Source organism: Flavobacterium sp. DG1-102-2, assembly GCF_033042555.1.
In the GTDB taxonomy this organism is placed as follows: domain Bacteria; phylum Bacteroidota; class Bacteroidia; order Flavobacteriales; family Flavobacteriaceae; genus Flavobacterium.
Genome location: NZ_JAWLIK010000016.1, coordinates 1 through 20064 on the forward strand (window position 1 = coordinate 1; position 20064 = coordinate 20064).

24 protein-coding genes and 2 tRNA genes are annotated in these 20064 nt (G+C 38.8%); 13 read left to right on the forward strand and 13 right to left on the reverse strand.

The window, feature by feature from the left end:
• The 9 genes from R1T16_RS17595 to R1T16_RS17635 all read left to right on the forward strand — a co-directional run bounded on the left by R1T16_RS17595 (nt 1) and on the right by R1T16_RS17635 (nt 4115).
• Nucleotides 1-72 (forward strand) — tRNA-Phe (locus R1T16_RS17595).
• 75 nt (nt 73-147) lie between these two features.
• A tRNA-Phe gene (locus R1T16_RS17600) sits at nt 148-220 on the forward strand.
• Nucleotides 221-419: 199 nt separating this feature from the next.
• Complete coding sequence (locus tag R1T16_RS17605) at nt 420-653, forward strand: thioredoxin family protein (protein WP_317502448.1); 234 nt, start codon at nt 420-422, stop codon at nt 651-653.
• A gap of 71 nt (nt 654-724) precedes the next feature.
• Complete coding sequence (locus R1T16_RS17610) at nt 725-988, forward strand: DUF2024 family protein (RefSeq protein ID WP_317502449.1); 264 nt, start codon at nt 725-727, stop codon at nt 986-988.
• Nucleotides 981-1715: a YggS family pyridoxal phosphate-dependent enzyme gene (locus R1T16_RS17615; RefSeq protein WP_317502450.1), complete on the forward strand. Its 735-nt coding sequence runs from the start codon at nt 981-983 to the stop codon at nt 1713-1715. The genes R1T16_RS17610 and R1T16_RS17615 overlap by 8 nt, the downstream gene beginning before the upstream one ends.
• A complete protein-coding gene (locus R1T16_RS17620; RefSeq protein WP_317502451.1) occupies nt 1712-2407 on the forward strand; it encodes a type 1 glutamine amidotransferase in 696 nt (231 codons plus the stop codon). Before R1T16_RS17615 ends, R1T16_RS17620 begins: the two co-directional genes overlap by 4 nt.
• A gap of 2 nt (nt 2408-2409) precedes the next feature.
• Nucleotides 2410-3009 (forward strand): MarR family winged helix-turn-helix transcriptional regulator, encoded by a 600-nt coding sequence (locus R1T16_RS17625; RefSeq protein WP_317502452.1) that lies wholly within the window; start codon nt 2410-2412, stop codon nt 3007-3009.
• 311 nt (nt 3010-3320) lie between these two features.
• Entirely contained in the window at nt 3321-3605 is a 285-nt protein-coding gene (locus R1T16_RS17630; RefSeq protein WP_317502453.1) for a hypothetical protein, read from the forward strand.
• Between the two features lie 222 nt (nt 3606-3827).
• Nucleotides 3828-4115, forward strand: coding sequence for a hypothetical protein (locus R1T16_RS17635; RefSeq protein WP_317502454.1), 288 nt, complete (start codon nt 3828-3830; stop codon nt 4113-4115).
• 59 nt (nt 4116-4174) lie between these two features.
• Here the strand turns inward: R1T16_RS17635 and R1T16_RS17640 are convergent, their stop codons facing one another.
• On the reverse strand, nt 4175-4966 hold the full coding sequence (locus tag R1T16_RS17640; RefSeq protein ID WP_317502455.1) for a hypothetical protein: 792 nt from the start codon (nt 4964-4966) through the stop codon (nt 4175-4177).
• A 186-nt stretch (nt 4967-5152) separates the two neighbouring features.
• Here R1T16_RS17640 and R1T16_RS17645 point away from each other — a divergent pair, with 186 nt between their 5' ends.
• The 3 genes from R1T16_RS17645 to R1T16_RS17655 all read left to right on the forward strand — a co-directional run bounded on the left by R1T16_RS17645 (nt 5153) and on the right by R1T16_RS17655 (nt 8854).
• Nucleotides 5153-7174: a thioredoxin domain-containing protein gene (locus R1T16_RS17645; RefSeq protein ID WP_317502456.1), complete on the forward strand. Its 2022-nt coding sequence runs from the start codon at nt 5153-5155 to the stop codon at nt 7172-7174.
• A complete protein-coding gene (locus R1T16_RS17650; protein WP_317502457.1) occupies nt 7171-8034 on the forward strand; it encodes a mechanosensitive ion channel family protein in 864 nt (287 codons plus the stop codon). The genes R1T16_RS17645 and R1T16_RS17650 overlap by 4 nt, the downstream gene beginning before the upstream one ends.
• 139 nt (nt 8035-8173) lie before the next feature.
• The gene (locus R1T16_RS17655) at nt 8174-8854 is read left to right on the forward strand and encodes a hypothetical protein (protein WP_317502458.1); all 681 of its coding nucleotides are present in this window, start codon (nt 8174-8176) and stop codon (nt 8852-8854) included.
• Here R1T16_RS17655 and tsaB read toward each other — a convergent pair whose 3' ends face one another.
• Genes tsaB through R1T16_RS17670 form a run of 3 tightly spaced genes read right to left on the reverse strand, consistent with a single transcriptional unit; the run spans nt 8855 to nt 12264 of the window.
• On the reverse strand, nt 8855-9517 hold the full coding sequence (gene tsaB / locus R1T16_RS17660) for a tRNA (adenosine(37)-N6)-threonylcarbamoyltransferase complex dimerization subunit type 1 TsaB (protein WP_317502459.1): 663 nt from the start codon (nt 9515-9517) through the stop codon (nt 8855-8857).
• A 3-nt stretch (nt 9518-9520) separates the two neighbouring features.
• Nucleotides 9521-10819, reverse strand: coding sequence for an efflux RND transporter periplasmic adaptor subunit (locus R1T16_RS17665; protein ID WP_317502460.1), 1299 nt, complete (start codon nt 10817-10819; stop codon nt 9521-9523).
• Nucleotides 10820-10821: 2 nt separating this feature from the next.
• The gene (locus R1T16_RS17670) at nt 10822-12264 is read right to left on the reverse strand and encodes a TolC family protein (protein WP_317502461.1); all 1443 of its coding nucleotides are present in this window, start codon (nt 12262-12264) and stop codon (nt 10822-10824) included.
• 141 nt (nt 12265-12405) lie between these two features.
• Between R1T16_RS17670 and R1T16_RS17675 the strand changes: the two genes are divergently transcribed.
• Nucleotides 12406-13800, forward strand: a complete 1395-nt coding sequence (locus R1T16_RS17675; RefSeq protein WP_317502462.1) for a DUF4403 family protein — start codon at nt 12406-12408, stop codon at nt 13798-13800.
• Nucleotides 13801-13875: 75 nt separating this feature from the next.
• Here the strand turns inward: R1T16_RS17675 and R1T16_RS17680 are convergent, their stop codons facing one another.
• From R1T16_RS17680 to deoC, 9 genes are all read right to left on the reverse strand, one after another.
• Nucleotides 13876-14124, reverse strand: coding sequence for a hypothetical protein (locus tag R1T16_RS17680; protein ID WP_317502463.1), 249 nt, complete (start codon nt 14122-14124; stop codon nt 13876-13878).
• A gap of 12 nt (nt 14125-14136) precedes the next feature.
• A complete protein-coding gene (locus tag R1T16_RS17685; protein ID WP_317502464.1) occupies nt 14137-14733 on the reverse strand; it encodes a DUF420 domain-containing protein in 597 nt (198 codons plus the stop codon).
• Between the two features lie 2 nt (nt 14734-14735).
• Nucleotides 14736-15362 carry an SCO family protein gene (locus R1T16_RS17690; RefSeq protein ID WP_317502465.1) on the reverse strand — a complete coding sequence of 209 codons (627 nt, stop codon included), beginning with the start codon at nt 15360-15362 and terminating at the stop codon, nt 14736-14738.
• A 2-nt stretch (nt 15363-15364) separates the two neighbouring features.
• Nucleotides 15365-16027, reverse strand: coding sequence for a hypothetical protein (locus tag R1T16_RS17695; RefSeq protein WP_317502466.1), 663 nt, complete (start codon nt 16025-16027; stop codon nt 15365-15367).
• 77 nt (nt 16028-16104) lie between these two features.
• Nucleotides 16105-16455 carry a cytochrome C oxidase subunit IV family protein gene (locus R1T16_RS17700; RefSeq protein WP_317502467.1) on the reverse strand — a complete coding sequence of 117 codons (351 nt, stop codon included), beginning with the start codon at nt 16453-16455 and terminating at the stop codon, nt 16105-16107.
• Between the two features lie 26 nt (nt 16456-16481).
• A complete protein-coding gene (locus R1T16_RS17705) occupies nt 16482-17468 on the reverse strand; it encodes a cytochrome c oxidase subunit 3 (protein ID WP_317502468.1) in 987 nt (328 codons plus the stop codon).
• Nucleotides 17469-17515: 47 nt separating this feature from the next.
• Nucleotides 17516-18100, reverse strand: a complete 585-nt coding sequence (locus R1T16_RS17710; protein ID WP_317502469.1) for a heme-copper oxidase subunit III — start codon at nt 18098-18100, stop codon at nt 17516-17518.
• Between the two features lie 3 nt (nt 18101-18103).
• Nucleotides 18104-19006: a heme o synthase gene (gene cyoE, locus R1T16_RS17715; protein WP_317502525.1), complete on the reverse strand. Its 903-nt coding sequence runs from the start codon at nt 19004-19006 to the stop codon at nt 18104-18106.
• Between the two features lie 311 nt (nt 19007-19317).
• Nucleotides 19318-20061, reverse strand: a complete 744-nt coding sequence (gene deoC, locus R1T16_RS17720) for a deoxyribose-phosphate aldolase (RefSeq protein ID WP_317502470.1) — start codon at nt 20059-20061, stop codon at nt 19318-19320.
• Between the last annotated feature and the right edge of the window lie 3 nt (nt 20062-20064).

The following is a 20064-nucleotide window of genomic DNA, read 5'->3' on the forward strand; positions in this document are numbered from 1 at the left end:
GTACCTTAGCTCAGTTGGTAGAGCAATGGACTGAAAATCCATGTGTCCCTGGTTCGATTCCTGGAGGTACCACAAAAAAAGAGCCCTTGACATCTCAGGGGCTTTTTTATTCGAAAAGCCATCTTTGGCTTTTACAAACTACATAATGGTACCTTAGCTCAGTTGGTAGAGCAATGGACTGAAAATCCATGTGTCCCTGGTTCGATTCCTGGAGGTACCACAAAAGGCCTTTTGCATCTGCAAGAGGCCTTTTATTTTTTTGCAGAATTACTAACACTTTTGTAATAAGCAAATATCAACCCTATAGGCAGCCTTTATGTTCCTATCAAAAAAAATGATTGCGCCATATTTTTTTAGTTAGGATTCCTTACTATATTTGTTGTGGTAATAATGCCGGCAAACATAAAACAACAATTAAAATGAAAAAATCAGTTTTTTATCATGCAGGATGCCCCGTATGTATCAGCGCAGAACACGACATCGTTAATCTTATCGGAGAGGAAAATGTGGAGATCGTTCACTTTGGCAATGCTAAAGACAGAATAGCCGAAGCTGAAGCTCTAGGCGTAAAATCAGTTCCTGCCCTGGTTACTCCTACAGGAAACGTGCTGCACATTAACTTTGGCGCGTCAATAGAAGACGTAAAGGCATAACACATTTTTAGAAACAGCGGTTGCTGGGCCACTCCCGCTGTTTCATTTATTCAATCTAAAAATTTAAAATCATGAAAATAGCAGTTTGGGATATCTACGTATCTAAAAAAGATGGCAGCGAAATGCATTTTGACATTCTTGCACCAGATCATATTAACGACCTAGAAACAATATATGCTTTTGGTAAAGATTATTTATCTTCAAAAAATGAAGCCGAAAGCTCACTGAGCGCAAAAGAATGCAGTTTTTGCCATATAGAACAAGCCACTCCCGAAATCGAGCAGTCAATAGCCGGCAAAGGATATTACATCATAGAAATGGAAGGCTGTGAATGACATTCAGCATAATATAAGCAGCATAAAGCAGCGTATGGAAAGAGCAGCAGCAAATTCAGGAAGAGATCCTGAATCTGTCAGGCTGCTTCTCGCGGTTAAGACCGTTGCTGCAGAAAAAATTACTAGTGCTTTTGCCGGCAAAAGATTGTTGCTTGGCGAAAATAAGGTTCAGGAACTAAGACAAAAATATGATTACCTTTCGGTTATAGATGCAGAATTTCATTTCATAGGGCATTTGCAGACCAATAAAGTAAAAGATGTACTTAAATTTGCAGATTGCATACAGTCTGTAGACCGAATAAGCCTGATGGAAAAACTGGATCAAAGGCTGCAGCATGAAGGCCGGAGCGCAGATGTCATGCTACAGGTAAATACATCTTATGAGGAGAGTAAATTTGGCGTAAGCCCGGAACGAGCAATACAGCTTGCCCGCGAAATGTCGAAATATGACACCCTTAGAGTTAAAGGACTCATGACAATAGGCTTATTTAGTGCTGAAACAGAAAAAGTGAGACAATGTTTCAGGCTCTTAAAGAAACTTGAATTGCAAATTAAAGAACTTGGCCTGCCAAACTTTGACCTTAGGGAACTGTCCATGGGTATGAGTCATGATTTTGAAACCGCTATAGAAGAAGGCGCTACCATTGTAAGGGTAGGCACAGCCATTTTTGGCGACAGGATATATCCTGACAGTTATTACTGGAATGAAAATAAAGACGTAAAATGAAACCTTTAAGAATACACTATCTGCAACACGCAGCCTTTGAGGGCCCTGGATGCATTGCGCAATGGGCAGAGACAAAAAACCATGTTCTTACTTCAACAAAACTGTATTGCAACGAATCCTTTCCTGACTTAAGCCAGATTGACTGGCTGATCATTCTGGGTGGGCCAATGGGTGTTAATGACTCTGAAAAATATCCTTGGATAAATACCGAAAAAAAAATTATTCTTAACGCTATCAACACAGGCAAAACAGTAATAGGCATATGCCTTGGATCGCAATTTATCGCATCTGTACTTGGCGCCGGTGTTTATAAGAACAAAGAAAAGGAGATAGGATGGTTTCCAATCAACAATACAGCATCCGCAGATAATTTTTTGTTCCACGACGAAAAAGAGTACAACGTATTTCACTGGCATGGAGAAACGTTTGACCTGCCTGACAACAGTATATTACTGGCATCAAGCGAAGCATGTATAAACCAGGCATTTTTATATGGAAATACTGTTTTAGGACTTCAATTTCATTTTGAAGTAACCGACGATTCTTTAGCCCAAATGCTTACTTTTGGCAAAGAAGATATAGACGGCAGCCCATTTACACAACAGCCGGATTATATTGCAGCCCAAAAACAACTTATTGTAGAAAATAATGAGCGTATGTATAGCATACTTGATTATTTTGAAGCAAACTAACTATGTCGATATTTAATCTTAACATACAAAACGAGAATACAGGCAACAAAATTGTTGCCGGGCTGGAAAGGCTTTCTCATGTATTTAAGACACTTTTATGGGAAAAGGCAAAAGAATTTGGCCTAAGCCCAATACAAATCCAGATACTTTTGTTTACCCAATATCATTCTGACGAAAAAAATACTGTTAGCTACCTTGCTAAAGAGTTTAATGTTACAAAACCCACAGTAAGCGACGCCGTAAAGGTACTTGAACAAAAAAAACTTATTGCTAAATATAACGACAGCAGTGATTTCCGGAGTTATTATCTTAAGCCTACTATAGAGGGAAAAAGGATAATAAAAGAAACCGAACAATTTACAGATCCGGTAGCCGATATAATATCAGGCGTTAGCGAAATTGATAAGGAAATTATCTGGGAGAATATATCAAATTTAATTGCAAAACTAAATAGGCAGGGTGTTGTAACCGTTCAGCGGTCCTGTAATAACTGCATTTACCTTACTACAGGCGGCACTACCTATTTTTGCAATCTGCTTAAGCAACCATTACACACAAAAGATTTGAGGCTGGACTGCCCAGAATTTACTCAGGCTGTGTAGAAACAAATCTTTACGGCACTCAAGCTGTATTTTATTCAGTGGTTATCTGTACCACTCCTTTTGGCTATTAACCAAAAAATTCGGTTAAACGGCAGATAACTCCTGCTTATCTACCAGACCACACCTCAACAACTTCATAAATACCCGTACTATTACTCTGGCAAAAAACAGGTATATACGCCTGTATCTTGAAGATGTTTTAATTATAGCTTGCATCTATCAAACCAACAGTGGAGACAGCAACCACATTAATCAACGGGGTGTTTTCCGAAAAACCTTACGAGTAGGAAAAACAATTAAATTAAAAAATTATGTCACAAACAGCAGAAGCAAAAGATCAGACTTTATTAGGTGGATGGACACCATACCATGACCTGAGCACAGAAGACAAAAAGGTATTTGATGAAGCTAAACACAACCTTCTAGGAGTAAAATACACTCCGAAAAAAGTATCTACGCAATTAGTAAATGGCACAAACTATCGTTTTATGTGTTCTGCTTCAATGCCGCCGTCAAACGCTGTATGGGAGGCTATAATATCTATCTACAAGCCTTTAACCGGAGCACCATACATTACAGGTATCCAGAGGATATAATTTAAAAGATAATCCCTTCCACTAGAAAGCAGGAAGGGATTGTTTACAAACCACGTATTTATACGTGACAGAAAAAATCAGTATTTACCCCTGATTTTTCATTTAAAATAAAATTTAGCTTGCACTTATCAAACCAACAGTGGAGTCAGCAACCACATTAATCAACGGGGTGTTTTCCGAAAAACCTTACGAGTAGGAAAAACTATTTAAAACTAAAACATTATGTCACAAACAGCAGAAGCAAAAGAACAGATTTTATTAGGCGGATGGACACCTTACCATGACCTAAGCCCGGAAGACAAAAAAGTATTTGATGAAGCATTAAAAGGCTTCGTGGGTGTAACGTACACACCTACTCAGGTTGCAACACAAGTTGTTGCAGGAACTAACTACCGTTACAGATGCACTGCGTCTATGCCGCCTGCACAGGTAGTATGGGAAGCGATCGTTGAAATTTTTCAACCGCTTGACGGAGGAAAACCTTATATTACTTCTATTCACAGGATATAATTAATATATCAATCCCTTACCGTAACGCCCGCAATGACGGGCGTTACTCATTTGTCATTTTACTCATTTTGAAAAAGATTCTTTAGTTCAATTATTTTTTGTACGGAGGCATCTGTAGTTATTATTCCTCTCATTGGGCGGTCAAGATCAAGTATTAAGTACACGGTCAGCACTGTCATCAACGCAAACCCGCTTACAATTACATGATTTATTTTTTTGTTGCTGTTACTGTAGCCAACTATAAGGCTCGCTGTCAATATAAGTACAAACAATAGCCACAAAATAGAATCGGGCACTGTTGCATATCTTGCCGCCTGACCGGTTGTCACGATGTCGATCATGCTGTTAACAGCCGGTATCATTTGCTGTGAACGCAATGTATTCTCCTTATCCTGAGACAGCATCATTACTTTATTCCATATTCTTCCTGATTGCTTTTCGCTTTCCTTTATCGCATCGCTATTTTTTTGTTTGCTGTTCCCTGCATTATAATAAGCAACTCTGGCATCCACATACAGTTTAAAATCTTCCCGTAGTTCTTTTCTATCGCTATCAGTATACAGGTCGCATCGCAATATGGCAGTACCTATATCATTTGCTTCCTGCACAATCACACTCCTGCGTTCATCAAAGCGGGAAGCCGACATACCAAAAGTAAAAGACAAGAGCAGTGCCAGCAATCCTAAAAGAGACCCTTCTACCGGACCCAAACCTGCCGATACACTTTCATCATTTTTTGCTGTTTGCCTTTGATGAATTTTAAAACCAATACGATTAAACAAAAGCATCATTACGAAAAGCAGTGATACGATTATGTAACCCGGAGTCTGATAAAGTAAAGATGTATTCATAAGCTACGTTTTTCAATACTAATATACTTATTATCAACTACAAATTAAATCACTAGTGTATTAAATTTCTTAGCTTAACTGATTGCTTTTTACCTATGCGTCATAGTTTTTAAAACTTTTGTTTTGCAAAATACCTTTGACTCCCTTTTTGGTTTTAGTAACTTTGGCTTTATCTAAAATAAAACCATGAACGAGCTTCATCTTGAAACCAGCCCTTATTTATTACAGCATGCCAACAATCCTATCCATTGGAAAGCATGGACCGAAAATACATTGGCAAATGCCAAAGAGGAAAACAAACTTATTATAGTAAGCATTGGCTATTCTGCCTGCCACTGGTGCCATGTCATGGAACATGAAAGCTTTGAAGATAATGAAGTTGCCGACATAATGAACAAAGACTTTATTTCTATAAAAGTAGATCGTGAAGAACGCCCTGACGTTGATGCTACCTACATGAAAGCCGTGCAGATCATGACCGGACAGGGCGGCTGGCCTATGAATGCCGTTTTATTGCCCGATGGAAGGCCGGTTTGGGGCGGTACTTACTTTAAGAAAGCCAATTGGATAGATTCGTTAGAGCAATTGCAGCAGCTTTATATTGAGCAGCCGGAAAAAATGGTAGAATATGCCGAAAAACTTTTGGGCGGCATACAGTCGCTGGTACTGCTGGGGCAAAATACCTCCAACGAAATTGCCAATCCAAAAAATATAAAACCGATAATTGAAAAATGGTCAAAGAGTTTTGACTGGGAGTTTGGAGGCCATGCCAGGGCACCGAAGTTTATGATGCCAAACAATTACCTCTTCCTGCAACGCTATGGCTTTCAGGAGAAAAGAGCCGACATATTGGAATTTGTAGATATTACTCTTACCCGCATGGCATGGGGTGGACTGTTTGATACTATTGATGGCGGGTTTTCACGCTATTCGGTAGATATGAAATGGCACGTTCCGCATTTTGAAAAGATGCTTTATGATAACGGACAGCTTATGAGCCTGTATGCCGAAGCTTACAAACGCACTAAAGATCCGCTATATCGCGAGGTTATCGAGAAAACCCACGCTTTCCTGCAGAAAGAACTTACTACCGCAGAAGGCGCCTTTTACAGCGCACTGGATGCCGACAGCCTTAACGAAAAAGGCCGCCTCGAGGAGGGTGCTTTTTATGTTTGGCAAAAACAAGAGCTTGTGGATTTGCTAAAGGACGATTTTACGCTCTTTGCAACCGTATTCAATATAAATGAATTTGGCTACTGGGAAGATAGAAATTTTGTGCTGATCCAAAACGATGCACCCGAAAATATCGCAGCCAACGCAGGACTTACTCTGGAAACGCTTAAATCTAAAAAACAGGACTGGGAAAAACTGCTCTATGAAGTACGCGAGCGCCGTTCAAAACCAAGGCTTGACGACAAGATATTAACCTCATGGAATGCGCTTATGCTAAAAGGCTACGCCGACGCATATAAAGCTTTAGGAAACGAAGAATACATTAAAATAGCAGTACGTAATGCAGAATTTATATGCAGTAAACTATGGCATCCTGATGGGCATTTATGGCGTACCTATAAAAACGGAGATGCAAAAATAAAGGCATTTCTGGAAGATTATGCCCTGACAGCTGACGCTTTCATCACATTGTATGAAGCTACCCTTGAAGAAAAATGGTTAATCTATGCCAAGCAGCTTACTGATTACTGCCTCGAAAACTTTTACGACGAAAAGCAGCAGTTCTTTGCTTACACCTCTGCAAAAGAAGAGCAGCTTATCGCTAAGCATTTTGAAACTGAAGACAACGTGATTCCAGCTTCAAACTCCGTTATGGCTAATGTGCTGTATAAACTCAGCATCCTTTTTGACAATGAATATTATGAGAAAACAGCCCTGCAAATGCTTTATCTTATAATACCAAACCTTGATTATCCTTCGGCATTTTCAAACTGGCTAAACTTATGGCTTGACCTTTCAGAAAAAAACAAAGAACTGGCAGTATGCGGTCCTGATGCAATTGAATCTTTAAAAGAAATCAACAGTAACTACCTGCCGCACATAATCATAGCAGGAAGCGTTAAGGAAAGCACAATACCTTTCCTTGCAAATCGTTTTGTAAACAATGAGAACCTGTTTTATATTTGCCAAAACAGGGCTTGCGGGCTTCCAAAAAACACTATTCAAGAAACATTAAATGATTTAAAAAAGGTATGATTCCATTATTCATCGCACAAATAAAAAATTTAGACGCTTATATAGACAGGTTTGTAGATCACGTGGTTGTTTTTATACCAAATTTAATCGTTGCTGTCGTGATACTGGTAGCAGGGATAGTGGGAATAAAAATTTTTAGAAAAATAATGACCCGATTGATGACGAGCCGGGAAATGGATCCGACGTTTTTAAAATTTGTATTAGACGTATGTACCTGGATATTCAGGGTGGTACTTATAATATCAATATTTGATCAGCTAGGCGTAGTAACCACCTCGCTGATGGCACTGCTTGGTACCATAGGTATCGCTGTTGGTCTATCATTACAGGGTTCACTTTCTAACTTTGCGGGAGGCCTTTTAATCATTCTCTTCAAGCCCTTCAGGGTGGGCGATTATATAGAGGCGCAGGGACAGGCAGGAACAGTAAACAGCATACAAATTTTCAGCACACGAATTATAACTTCTACAAACCAGGTAGTATACCTGCCTAACGGAACCTTATCTAACAACACAATCAAAAACTTTTCGCAGGAGCCACTTCGCAGGGCCGACATATTAATAGGTGTTGGATATAATAGTAACCTTTCTCAGGTTAAGGATGTGATATACCGTGTCATGAAGAGCGACCCTAAGGTTTTAAGCAGCCCTGCCCCTGCCGTTGAAGTAAAAGATCTTGCAGAAAATGCAATCACACTGAATATAATGATGTGGTCAGAACGCGGTAATCATGGCGCTGTAGTATCTGACTTTTATGAAAGTATCAAAGAAGCCTTTGAAAAAGAAGGAATTGAGCTGCCATTCCCGCAAAGAGACATACATATCATAGGCGGAGACAAGGTAAAAGCACTTCTGCAATAATTTTAATTTCAAAGCGTTAGATGGTGTGGCATATTTTTTGAAAACAATAATATGTCAAAAAAATATCACACAAATATGCCTGAAAAAAAGTATATTTGACGCCTATTAAAAAAAATTGCAATAACTATTAATTACAAGAATGAAAAATTTAAATTTATTTTACACAGCTGCTTTTGCCTTCGCATCTGTAGCAGCAACTGCTCAAATCCAGCAGACTCCTGTACACGGTGGCGGTAACCAGATTATCCTTTCTAAAGAAAAAAGCCAGGCAGCAACAGGATCAATGTTTGCTAATGATAAGTTTATGCCTGCGAGGATATCAAGTTATGATAAAACAGTACTTGTACGTTACAATGCTTACTCTGATCATTTTGAGCTTAGCGATCCCTTAGCAGGAACAAACTCTATACTGCCTACACAAAAAGATGTTACGATAACGCTAACTTCTACAGGAACACAATATAGCCTGCAGCAGTATAAGACTAAAGATGATGAAGAAAAAACAGGTTATTTGAGCATCGTTAGCGACAAGCCAAATGTTAAGATATTTAAACGTGAAAGAATACACCTTCAGCCAGAAGTTTTTCCGGCAAATAGCTATTCTACCTATAAGCCTGCCAATTATAAAAAACTGGATAATGAATTTTACATCAGCCTAAAAGGTGCAGATGCTGTATACTTCTCAAGTAAAAAAGAGCTTGCGAAATTAGTACCTGCAAAGAGTAAAGAGGTACTTGAATTCATCAAAAAGAATAAACTGGATCTTGAAAAAGAAACAGATCTTCAGCAATTAGGAACTTATCTGGACACTGTCCTGTAATTATTTTCCGGCGATAAAATCTTTTAAATAAAAAGGTTCAAAGTAAGCGACATCTACGGTGTCGCTTTTTTTATGCTTATCATAAGACAGGGGTGCCATTTCTGCCGCAGAAGGATAGACTACCTCCTCATGGTATACGAACCTGTCCCCTGATAAAACTTCGCGAAATTTAGGCGCACCGTCACCTGCAAGATGTATAGTTGTTCCTTCTGTACCATTATAAGTATCAGCGTCAACAACTTCTGCTTTTGTATCTCTCAGCTTGACGTATTCTTTATTAAAAATAGCCGTATAGGCTTCCATACGTCTCGCGTCTATCATAGGAATGATAACCCCATCATCAACTTTTACCCTTCGAGCAAGAAGCTCAAGGGTATCAATAGCTATCAAAGGGATTCCAAGCGCATAGCAAAGCCCTTTAGCCGCCGAAACACCTATTCGTAATCCTGTATAAGAACCCGGGCCCATGCTTACAGCAATAGACGAAAGATCCTTAAATGTAATATTGCCTTTTTGCAATACATCTTCAATAAACACGTGCAGTTTTTCTGCGTGTGTATAACCTTCTCCTGCATATTCGGCTACAGCAACACGAATGCCGTCTTTTGCAAGACATACAGAACAATTTTTTGTAGCCGTTTCAATATTTAAAATAAAAGCCATTATTTATTTTTTTCCGTTGTCTTTAGGTTTGGTTTTAACCTTATCATTTGGATTAAGCTCTTTGGAAACCAGTGCATAAGGACCTATTATAACTTCATCTCCTTTTTTAAGTCCTTTTATGATCTCAATATTGGTATCGTCTTGTATACCTGTAATGATAGGCCTTAGGACTGCTTTATCGCCTGACTTAACAAATACGCATTCGTATTTTTTAGCCACCACGCCTTCTTTAGCTTCTTTTTCTTTCTCTTCAAGCTGCGCAACAACATCCTGCTTAACAGCTGTGGTGTCAGACTTAACAACTACTGCGCTAATAGGCACGGCTAATATATTAGTCTTATTTTCTGTAATGATATCAACAGTAGCAGTCATTCCAGGCCTGAAAGGAGAATAATTGGCAGGTTTGCCCTTTGTCATATCCTCATAAGATTCTTTAAGAATCCTTACTTTAACCTTAAAGTTTGTAACCTGGTCTGCTGTAAGTTCACTGCTTGCTGAGTTTGATATGCTGGTTACAATACCCTTAAATTGTTTTTTAAGATAAGCGTCTACTTCAATATTTGCTTCGTCGCCAATTTCTATCTTAACAATGTCGTTTTCATTAACATCTACTTCAACCTCCATATTATTAAGGTTTGCAACCCTCAAAATTTCTGTACCCGTCATTTGCTGCGTACCCACTACCCTCTCGCCCAGTTCGGCATCCAGTTTAGAGATCGTACCATCTACCGGTGCATATATGGTGGTACGGTTAAGGTTATCTTTTGCCTCAGTAACGCTTGCATTAGCACTCGCTACATTGTAATAAGATGATTGTTTAGAAGCCTGTGCCACCTCATAAGAAGAAACTATCTTATCCCATTCTGACTTAGAGATAACACCTTTATCAAACAGGCGTTTGTTACGGTCATAATTTGCTTTGGCTTCTTTAAGCTGCGCTTCAGACTGGCTCAAGCCAGCTTTTGCAGTAGATAACGATGCAGCGGTCCTGCTAAGTCCTGATTCATATAAGTCAGGATTAATACGAACTAAAAGATCTCCTTTTTTAATAGGCTGACCTTCTTTAATAGGCAGTTCAATGATCTCGCCTGAAACCTCAGATGATATTTTCACTTCAATTTCCGGCTGTATCTTTCCTGTAGCCGAAACCGTTTCTATAAGATTGATTTCTTTTACAGCTGCAGTTTCCACTTCTTTTCCTTCATCTTTGGCACCTACAGCTCCTGTTTGTTTAAGAACAACTAGTCCTACAATTAAAAGCACTATTGCGCCTATTATAATATAAATGGTTTTCTTTGACATGGCTATTGTTTTTGGTAGATAGGAATTCCGAAATAAAACTCCAGTATTTTTACTTTGAATATAAGGTCGTATTTTGTTCTAAGCACTTCAGATTGTGCATTTACAGCAAGCGTTTGCGCCTGGTTCAGGTCAAATACATTAATAAGCCCCACCTCATAGCGCTCTTTAGCATAATTAAGCGACTCATCTCTTGCATTTGCAGCAGATACCGCGGCATCATACGCTTTTTGTGCGCCCTGGGCATCAGTATAGGCCGTGTAAACGTTTCTTTCAAGATCTAACTCTTTTTGCTGCAGCGTAATCTTAGAACGTTCAAGTTCTATCTTAGAGCGCTCCACGTTATTTCGCGCAGAGAAACCGTTCAAAATAGGTATACTTAGCTGCACACCAAATGAGTGACCTTTATTATCATTGAACTGGTCAATAATAGGATCCCTTTTACCCAAAATAGGTTCAGAATTTGGCTGAAGTACATTTTGGTTTGTACCTTCAACGTAACCTATTACGGTTGTTGGGCTCGAAGTATTTGGCTGAAAACCGATTATCTTATCCGAATAGGCTGCACGGGTAGTGAAGCTGTAAAAGCCGGTAAGTCTCGGCTGGTAAGCACCCCTTGCAATCTTAACATCCCTTTCAGCAACATCAACATCAGCCTGGGCCGCCTTAAGATCGGTACGTATACCTTTTGCCTTATCATAAATTGTAGCAGGCTTTTCCATCATAACACTGCTTTTATCTTCAGGATAGTCACTGTCAGCAGTATCAAAATTAAGGAAATCATCAAGCTGCATAAGCTGTGCAAGGCTAAGCTTAGAAATAAGCAGTGCATTTTCGGCAGCAATCTTCTTTTGGTTATCGGCGGCAATAGTAGCTTTAATGTCTAAAAGATCGCCACGCGGTACAGCGCCGCCTTCTACAAGCTGCTCCGTCCTTTCCATTTGTTTGGTATCATAAGCCAATTGTTGCTCCTGCACCCTTAAATTCTCTTTATTGAAAAGAATCTGTAAGTATGCGTTAGCAACATTAAGTGCAGTGTCTTCTTCCATCTTGGTCTGCTTATATTGCGCAGCCACTATGGCAAGACGGGCTCTAATTAAACGGTTTTGGTTTTGGAGTCCGTTATAAATATCAATTCCCATGTTTAATCCTATCGATGTAAACTGGGTTGTCTGGTTTTCAAGTAAACCCGTTGTGATATTCTGGTTAAGACCAATATTCCAGGAATGCGATCCCTGAATATTTGCTGTTGGCAGTAACGCACCCCAGGCATCACTCTTTGCAACAAGAGTAGTTTGCGCATCTAGCGCACTAAGCTTTATGGAGATATTGTTCTTTATAGCATAGTCTACACATTCTTCCAGCGTCCACTTTTTGACCTGTGCGTTAGCAAAGCCGCCCAAAAGCAAAACTGCAAGAATGGTTATTCTGCATAATTTGTTTTTCATAGATTTGATTGATGAGTTTACAAATTTACCCAAATTATCTAACGATAATACGCTAAATATATTTTTATTAGACTAATTCCTGCCAATTTTGTTACAAATAAAAAGCTAATTTTGCCGGGTTATTTTTTTACAACACATAAAATGAGAACCTTACTACTTAGCGGAGTAATTGCTTTTTCGGCTTTACTTATCGGCTGCTCTACAACAAAAAGAATTGAAGCTTTAAAACCTGAGCCCAGCAACAATGCACCTATAGTGTACCAAAGCACTACATCTTTTATTAACCTGCCAGTGTCTATAACTATAGTAGATATTGAAGCACAGGTAAACAAACTGCTGCCCAGCCTTGTATATGAAGACAAAAACATAGAAGACGACAATATTGCTATGCAGGTTTTTAAAACCGCGCCCATTAAATTTTCTGAACAGAATGGTAAATTAAAATCGGTTGTTCCTATTAAAATTACTGCTAATCTGCGTTACGGAACATCTGCCCTTGGCATGAACCTTTATGATACGCGCGAGGTTAACCTTGACGGAGTGGTTACTTTTACAAGCAAAGTTGGACTCTCTAATTGGAAGGTTTCAACCGATACATCAATTGAATTTCTTGAATGGAACGAGAGCCCTACAGTAACCATTGCCGGAAAAAAAGTTGCCATAACCTACCTTATAAACCCTGCGGTAAAGCTTTTCAAAAACAAAATTGAGAACAAGCTTGATGATGCCATGGCAAAAACTATGGATTTTAAACCGCAGGTACTGGATGCTCTTGATAAACTGAGCACCCCGTTCCTGACAAGTGAACAATATGAAACATGGTTTAAACTTAACCCCGTTGAGCTTTATGTTACCGATGCCGTGCTTACAAAAAAACAGGTAACCCTTGACATGGGACTTAAATGCAGCATGCTTACCATGGTAGGCCAAAAGCCAAAGAATACCTTTAAAAAAGAAGATGTGGTGCTTAAGCCTGTAAAGAAAATGCCCGAAAGCGTAAGCGCAGTCGTTGCCGCAGTATCTACTTATGAAAGCGCATCTAAAGTAATTACAAAAAACTTCCAGGGACAGGAATTTGGCAGCGGAAGTAAAAAAGTGACAGTTCAAAAGGTTGACCTATGGAGCAAAGACGGTAAAATGGTCGTAGCCCTTGATATGACAGGAAGTATCAATGGAACCATATACCTAACGGGGTATCCTAATTACAACTCCGTTACCAAGGAGATCTATTTTGACCAGATGGACTATGTACTCAACACCAAAAGTGTTTTGATGAGAACAGCCAACTGGCTTGCTGAAGGGATGATACTGAAAAAAATACAGGAGAATTGCCGTTACTCGATTAAAGACAATTTAGAGCAAGGCAAGAAAAACCTGCTGCCATACGTTAGCAACTACTCCCCTATGCCGGGTGTTTTTGTAAACGGGACCCTTAACGATTTTGAATTCGACAAAGTGGAACTTACAAACAATGCTATCATTGCCTTTATAAAAGGATCGGGAAAAATAGACCTGAAAATAGACGGAATGAAATAGTACACACTCACAAAAAAGCCCGAAGCAATAACAGCTTTGGGCTTTTTTATATCATAACTACAGTCAAATATTTTTTTATTCTGCTGTTTCAGTCTTTTTATCTTTTGCATTCTTACGCAGTTTATATACCGCATACCCTACAAGCCCTACAAGCAGGTAAGGAAATATCATTAAGTAAACTATACCATCGTTTACCGCCTCTGCCTTTACATTGCCTTCGCTCCCCGCCAATGCAGCACGGCACATGGCACATTGTGCATTAATTCCTGTGGAAGATAACAACAGCGTTAACGCTGCCATAATTTGTTTTACTCTTACGTTCATAACATTAAGGTATTAATGTGTGTAATATGGAGAAATCATGAAATAGACTATTACGCCCGTAACCGCTACATATAACCACATTGGGTAAGTTATCCTTGCCAGTTTTCTATGTCTTACAAAGCTCTGCGACAAAGCCCTTACATACGTAAATAACACAAACGGTATGATAATTACCGAAAGCGCAATATGCGTGAGCAGTATAAATATATAAAGGCTTCTTACATAACCAACCTTTTCGCTTTCAGTGGCACTTAAAACGCCATTATGGTCTGCATCACCAAACACAGCCGAAATAGAGGTCATGTGATAGGCAACATACATTACCAGAAAAGAAACTGACAGGCAAATTGCAAACTTCATAAGCTTTTCATGCAAGTCCTGTTTACCATTTTTTATGGCCCAAACCGCTATAATAAGTACAATGGCAGTAGCACCGTTTATACCTGCGTAAATAGGCGGAAGAAATGAAAGTGGTTCAACATCATAGCCAAGTTTTTGCAGATTAACACCAAAAAGAAGGGCCACAGCTATAGGAATAACTACCGATAAAAGTATGATCCATTTTTTATATTTCTGCTCTACTGCTTCAGAATTTATTATCTTTTCCATTATTATTCTTCAAGTAATTTTTTAATATCTTCTTTAATTGCTTTCACGCCGCTATCCTCAAGTCCGTCGTAATACAATATAGGATTGCCGTATTGATCTTTTCTGCATCGTATATTACCCTCTTTATCTACCAGTGCAAATACACCAGAATGTTCAAAGCCACCGGCAGCTTTAGGATTTACCCCCGCATACATTTTAAAACCCTGAGCAAGATTAAATATATAATCCCTGTCACCGGTTAAAAAATGCCAGTTGTAATGCTTAACACCTAACTGCTCAGCGTGCTCTTTTAAAACTTTAGGAGTATCATATTCCGGATTTATGGTTACCGAAGCAATCCCAAAATCAGGCTTACCATAATACTCTTTTTGGAGCAGCAACATATTTTTGTTCATTACCGGGCAAATGGTTGGGCACGTACTGAAAAAGAATTCCACCACATATACCTTTCCCAAATAATCTTTATCCGATATCTTTTTATTATCCTGGTCTGTAAGTTCAAAAGATGGCACAGGGCCAATTTCTATAAGATCTGACTTCCCAAACTTATCAACGATCTTAGGCACTGCCCATATTCCAAATATGAGCACTATAAATGATATCCCTACGTATGAATATGATTTTTTCATGATTATATTTCCCTCTTAACTTCGTTATGGTTCTTTTTAAGAGCAAGGCGATATTCTCTTAAAAGTATCTTGATATCATCTGTCATCTCATTGTGAAGTTCAGAAACAATCAACGAATTATAAGCATCCTTAAACTCTTCCTTACCTGTTTTAGGACTATCTCCCGTCCTACCCCTGAGACTCCTCTTTTTATCTATTATAAAAAGATTAAAAGTACCCATATCGCCATCAAGAGGTTCTTTAACCTTTAGGGTTTCGTAAAAAGGTTTAATGTTTTCGGGCTTTGTGAACAAAAATCTCCAGTTAGAGATATCTGCCATGATCTTTATATCGGCTGTTATTTTCTTCACCTCTTCTTCCTCACCCTCCGGCATAACCATCACGATCTGGAAATCAGTAAAGTCTTTATACTTTGCGTTTATCTTTTCGTTTATATTGAATATGGTTTCCTTTTTCTTAACCATATCATTTCCAAGAAAGCCAAGAATGGTAATCTTGTCCGTCATTGCAACAGGAGAGCTGTCTAATGTAGTTCCCTGAGGCAGCTCTGCTACATTCTTGGTAACTACAGGAAGGAAAAGAGAATTATGCTTTGCTAAAGAGAAGTAAATGTAAGCCGAGAGCGGCAATACTAAAAGGACGATGAGAACTATCTTTTTTTTCATGATATCGGGAACAAGTTTCCGTTTGCAAAATTAAAAAAAGGCGGTTTAAAAACCGCCTTTTTTATAATGAATGTGTATTAGAAAATCCACTTGTAGTGAGAATCCCTGAACACGTCAAAAATATAATTACCTTCTATCAGTAAGATGAACACTAAATAGATAATTAAGAATACTAATGGAGCTACGATAGACCATCTTAAGCTAGCTTTCTCTCCTTCAAGGTGCATGAACGCCCACATAATGTAGTACGCTTTTACAATTGTAAGGATAATGAATAACCAGTTAAGCAGGTTCATCTGGAACAGATGAGAATCGTGAAGGAATGCAGGTTTAACAATACCAAATGCAACCTCTACAATTGTTATTATCGATAACAGGCCAAAAACCTGCCATATTCTTTTTGTATTAGATTCGTGAGAATGTGCCATAATAAAATTCTTTTAAATTTTAAAAATTAAACAAGATAGAAGAATGTAAATACAAACACCCAAACTAAATCTACAAAGTGCCAGTAAAGACCAACTTTCTCTACCATCTCATAGCTTCTTCTCTTTTCGTAAGTACCAAGAAGTACATTAAAGAAAATAAGTACATTGATCATTACACCAGAGAATACGTGAAAACCGTGGAAACCAGTAATAAAGAAGAAGAAGTTAGCAAACAATTTGTGTCCGTACTCGTTTCTTACAAGGTTAGCACCTTCTACAACGATAGTAGCTTCTTCAATTTTCTTAACCGATTGCTCTCTGGTTAGTACTTCTTTGTGTTTTTTAACTATCTTTTCAGTTCTTATAAGAACTTCAGGATGTGCTAAAAGACCGGCTTTTACTTCTTCAACAGAATATGTTGGTAAAGCAGCACCCTCTTCAAATATAATACCGTTGCTTCTAAGTTTGTTTACGCGTTCAGTAGGAAGGTGAGCAGCAAATTCTGCAAGGGCTACCCTTTCGTATTTACCGTTTTCGCCTGCTTTTACAAACTGAAGGATCGCTCCACCTTTTGTTTCAACAGCGCCAAACTCGCCTTTAATGAAGTTTTTCCATTCCCAGGCCTGAGAACCAAGGAATATGAAACCACCTACAATTGTAAGCAGCATATACACAGCAACCTTGGTTTTCTTTAGGTGATGACCCGCATCAACCGCAAGAACCATAGTAACTGATGAGAAAATAAGTATAAATGTCATGAAAGCCACATAATACATCGGCGCATCAACACCGTGCATAAATGGAAAGTGATTAAACACCTCGTCGGCTATTGGCCAAGTTTCGATGAATTTAAATCGGGAAAAACCGTAAGCTGCAAGGAATCCTGAGAACGTAAGGGCATCTGATACGATAAAAAACCACATCATCATTTTGCCATAACTTGCGCCCATAGGTTCGTTTCCTCCGTCCCATGTTTTACCTGTAGTAGCTGTTGAAGTAACTGTCGCTGCCATATAAAGTTATTGGTTAAAAAGTTTCCAAATTTACATTATTTTTTCTATTAATAGAAATAGAAAAATAAAAACAAATATACCCATAAAATATCCAGAAAGTGCCAAAACATTGCACCCAACTCTATTCCAAGGGTTTGAGAAGAACTGTATTTTTGTTTAAAATGATTATAAATTACTATAAGCAGCACAATAAGCCCTGCAAACAGGTGGGCAAGGTGTACAATCACTACAATATACACAAATGATGTTGTTACCGTACTCTCCGGCCCTGTAAAAAAATAACCGCTTTCTATAACCTGGCCGAAGCCGTAAAACTGCGTAAAAACAAAGCCAACACCTAAAGCAAGCGTAATAAGCAGCCACATGGTAACCGCCTGCCTTTCGCCCTTTTTCATAGACACTTTAGCCATATGAAAAGTAACACTGCTGGCAACCATTACGACCGTGCTAATTAAAAATGCATTAGGCAGTTTAAAATCGTTAAGCCAGTCCGGTCTTGAAGCACTTACTACATACGCGCTCGTTAAACCTGCAAACATCATAAACATACTTACCATGGCAAACCATAGTATCATCTTCTTAGATCTTGCGTTCCTGTCGTTATGTTCCTTAAGAGACATTGTTGACTCCATATATTAATGTATAAATTTATCAATTACATAAATGACCTGCATAAGCGAGATGTAAGAGACACTCACCAGCATAAGTTTTCTTGCGGCAGCCGCATCCATCTTATTATAAAGTTTAACTGCATACACAAGCATCCATAAGCCTGCCAGAAAAACCAATATCGCAGACACTATACTCAGCCTAAGCTCTCCTGTGTAACCTGTAACAGGCAATATGGAAGCTACTATAAGCCAGATCGTATACATTATAGTCTGCCTTGCCGTCTTTTTATCCCTTCGTCCCGTAGGCAGCATAAAGAAGCCTGCTTTTTTATAATCGTCAAAAAGGAACCAGCCAATAGCCCAAAAGTGAGGAAACTGCCAAAAAAACTGAATAAGAAACAAAGTACCTGCCTCTATCCCAAAAGTACCTCTTGCCGCAACCCACCCTAACATATAAGGTATAGCTCCAGGAAATGCACCTACAAATACAGCAAGTGGTGTCTTCGTTTTAAGCGGCGTATAAATGCTTGTATATAAAAAGATGGAAATAGCGCCAAACATTGCAGTCTTAGGATTTATGCTGTAAAGAATAGCAATTCCTGCAATAGTAAGCACTGCCCCTATGATAAAAGCATTTCTTACAGAAATTTTTCCTGCCGGTACCGGACGGTTCTTTGTCCTGTCCATCAAGGCATCAAGGTCTTTTTCTATGATTTGATTGAAGACGTTAGAAGCACCTACCATGCAGTAGCCCCCTATGGTGAGAAGTATAAGTGTAGTCCAGCTAAAAGGATAATCATCAGAGAAACCTAACAGGTATCCTGCCACAGATGAAAAAACAACACTTACAGCCAGCCTGGCCTTTGTGATTGCTAAGAAATCTGCAAAAAGTGATTTAATGGAAAACTGATTTTGTTGAGCGTTCAAAATGATTTTCATTGGGTTTTCAAAACTTGCGCAAAGATACTCCAAAAAAAAGTTTAACTCAAAGAGATACACTGAAAAAGAAGCCCTAAAATAAATTTAGAAAAAAATTTAACTTTTATACGCAACCTTTTTAAACCTGCTGCATCTTACTTATGTAAACCCACTCCAAGGAGGTATACAGAGAGTTAAGTTGCTATTGAAAAAGAAAAATTTCGTTGGGAAACATTGCTATGAAAAAGAAATAAGTTACACAAACGAAATTTGCTATGAAGAGGTCAGCCTTCCCTAACGGGGAGGCTTTTCTTTTTTATCTAATATCCGCCGGATGCCTTAAAACCTTTTACAATTGCAGCTGCCGACGAAGTACCTATTCTTTTAACACCAAGCGAAATCATTTGCTGGGCTTCTTCCAGCGTGCGCACTCCCCCTGCCGCCTTAACCGGCAGCGGATAAGAATTTTCCAGCATCAGTTTTATTCCCGAAAGTGTTGCGCCATTGGGAATACCGTCTCTCGTTTTGTAAAATCCTGTAGACGATTTTACAAAAACATGATTATAAGTACTCTCATCAAAATTAGACAGCACTACATTCTTAACCAATGCACTCAACTGTACAATTTCGTGATCGTTTAACGCTGCGATCTCTACGATCCATTTTACTATCTTGTTATTCTCAAGCCCAAGCTTTGTACATACCAAAACCTGCTCTCTAACAGCATCCGTTTTACCAGCCTTAAAGCCTTCATAATCCAGTACAAAATCAAGATCATCAGCGCCGTCAAGAATTGCCTGCTGTGCTTCTGCAAGTTTTACTTCAGTTGCCCCCTGTCCTAACGGAAAATCGATAACCGTGCCTATGGTTACTTTTGAAGAGGCACCAGCAATCATTTCTTTAGCTACAGCTACCATTTCAGGACGAATCATAATAAGCTTATAACCTTCCTCTATAGCTTCAACGATGGATGCTTTTACTATTCCTAAATTGTCAGCTTCCGACAATCCTGCCTGATCTGCCGTTTTTAAATAGGTAGAATCTAAATATTGTTTTATATCCATAAT

Excerpts from the sequence above, each read along its gene's own strand:
- R1T16_RS17700 (WP_317502467.1), bottom strand. The coding sequence starts at position 16,455 with ATGGCACATTCTCACGAATCTAATACAAAAAGAATATGGCAGGTTTTT.
- R1T16_RS17675 (WP_317502462.1), top strand. The coding sequence starts at position 12,406 with ATGAGAACCTTACTACTTAGCGGAGTAATTGCTTTTTCGGCTTTACTT.
- tsaB (WP_317502459.1), bottom strand. The coding sequence starts at position 9,517 with ATGGCTTTTATTTTAAATATTGAAACGGCTACAAAAAATTGTTCTGTA.
- R1T16_RS17670 (WP_317502461.1), bottom strand. The coding sequence starts at position 12,264 with ATGAAAAACAAATTATGCAGAATAACCATTCTTGCAGTTTTGCTTTTG.
- deoC (WP_317502470.1), bottom strand. The coding sequence starts at position 20,061 with ATGGATATAAAACAATATTTAGATTCTACCTATTTAAAAACGGCAGAT.
- R1T16_RS17640 (WP_317502455.1), bottom strand. The coding sequence starts at position 4,966 with ATGAATACATCTTTACTTTATCAGACTCCGGGTTACATAATCGTATCA.
- R1T16_RS17620 (WP_317502451.1), top strand. The coding sequence starts at position 1,712 with ATGAAACCTTTAAGAATACACTATCTGCAACACGCAGCCTTTGAGGGC.
- R1T16_RS17645 (WP_317502456.1), top strand. The coding sequence starts at position 5,153 with ATGAACGAGCTTCATCTTGAAACCAGCCCTTATTTATTACAGCATGCC.
- R1T16_RS17650 (WP_317502457.1), top strand. The coding sequence starts at position 7,171 with ATGATTCCATTATTCATCGCACAAATAAAAAATTTAGACGCTTATATA.
- R1T16_RS17665 (WP_317502460.1), bottom strand. The coding sequence starts at position 10,819 with ATGTCAAAGAAAACCATTTATATTATAATAGGCGCAATAGTGCTTTTA.
- R1T16_RS17685 (WP_317502464.1), bottom strand. The coding sequence starts at position 14,733 with ATGGAAAAGATAATAAATTCTGAAGCAGTAGAGCAGAAATATAAAAAA.
- R1T16_RS17705 (WP_317502468.1), bottom strand. The coding sequence starts at position 17,468 with ATGGCAGCGACAGTTACTTCAACAGCTACTACAGGTAAAACATGGGAC.
- R1T16_RS17710 (WP_317502469.1), bottom strand. The coding sequence starts at position 18,100 with ATGGAGTCAACAATGTCTCTTAAGGAACATAACGACAGGAACGCAAGA.
- R1T16_RS17625 (WP_317502452.1), top strand. The coding sequence starts at position 2,410 with ATGTCGATATTTAATCTTAACATACAAAACGAGAATACAGGCAACAAA.
- R1T16_RS17605 (WP_317502448.1), top strand. The coding sequence starts at position 420 with ATGAAAAAATCAGTTTTTTATCATGCAGGATGCCCCGTATGTATCAGC.
- R1T16_RS17655 (WP_317502458.1), top strand. The coding sequence starts at position 8,174 with ATGAAAAATTTAAATTTATTTTACACAGCTGCTTTTGCCTTCGCATCT.
- R1T16_RS17630 (WP_317502453.1), top strand. The coding sequence starts at position 3,321 with ATGTCACAAACAGCAGAAGCAAAAGATCAGACTTTATTAGGTGGATGG.
- R1T16_RS17610 (WP_317502449.1), top strand. The coding sequence starts at position 725 with ATGAAAATAGCAGTTTGGGATATCTACGTATCTAAAAAAGATGGCAGC.
- R1T16_RS17690 (WP_317502465.1), bottom strand. The coding sequence starts at position 15,362 with ATGAAAAAATCATATTCATACGTAGGGATATCATTTATAGTGCTCATA.
- R1T16_RS17635 (WP_317502454.1), top strand. The coding sequence starts at position 3,828 with ATGTCACAAACAGCAGAAGCAAAAGAACAGATTTTATTAGGCGGATGG.
- R1T16_RS17680 (WP_317502463.1), bottom strand. The coding sequence starts at position 14,124 with ATGAACGTAAGAGTAAAACAAATTATGGCAGCGTTAACGCTGTTGTTA.
- R1T16_RS17695 (WP_317502466.1), bottom strand. The coding sequence starts at position 16,027 with ATGAAAAAAAAGATAGTTCTCATCGTCCTTTTAGTATTGCCGCTCTCG.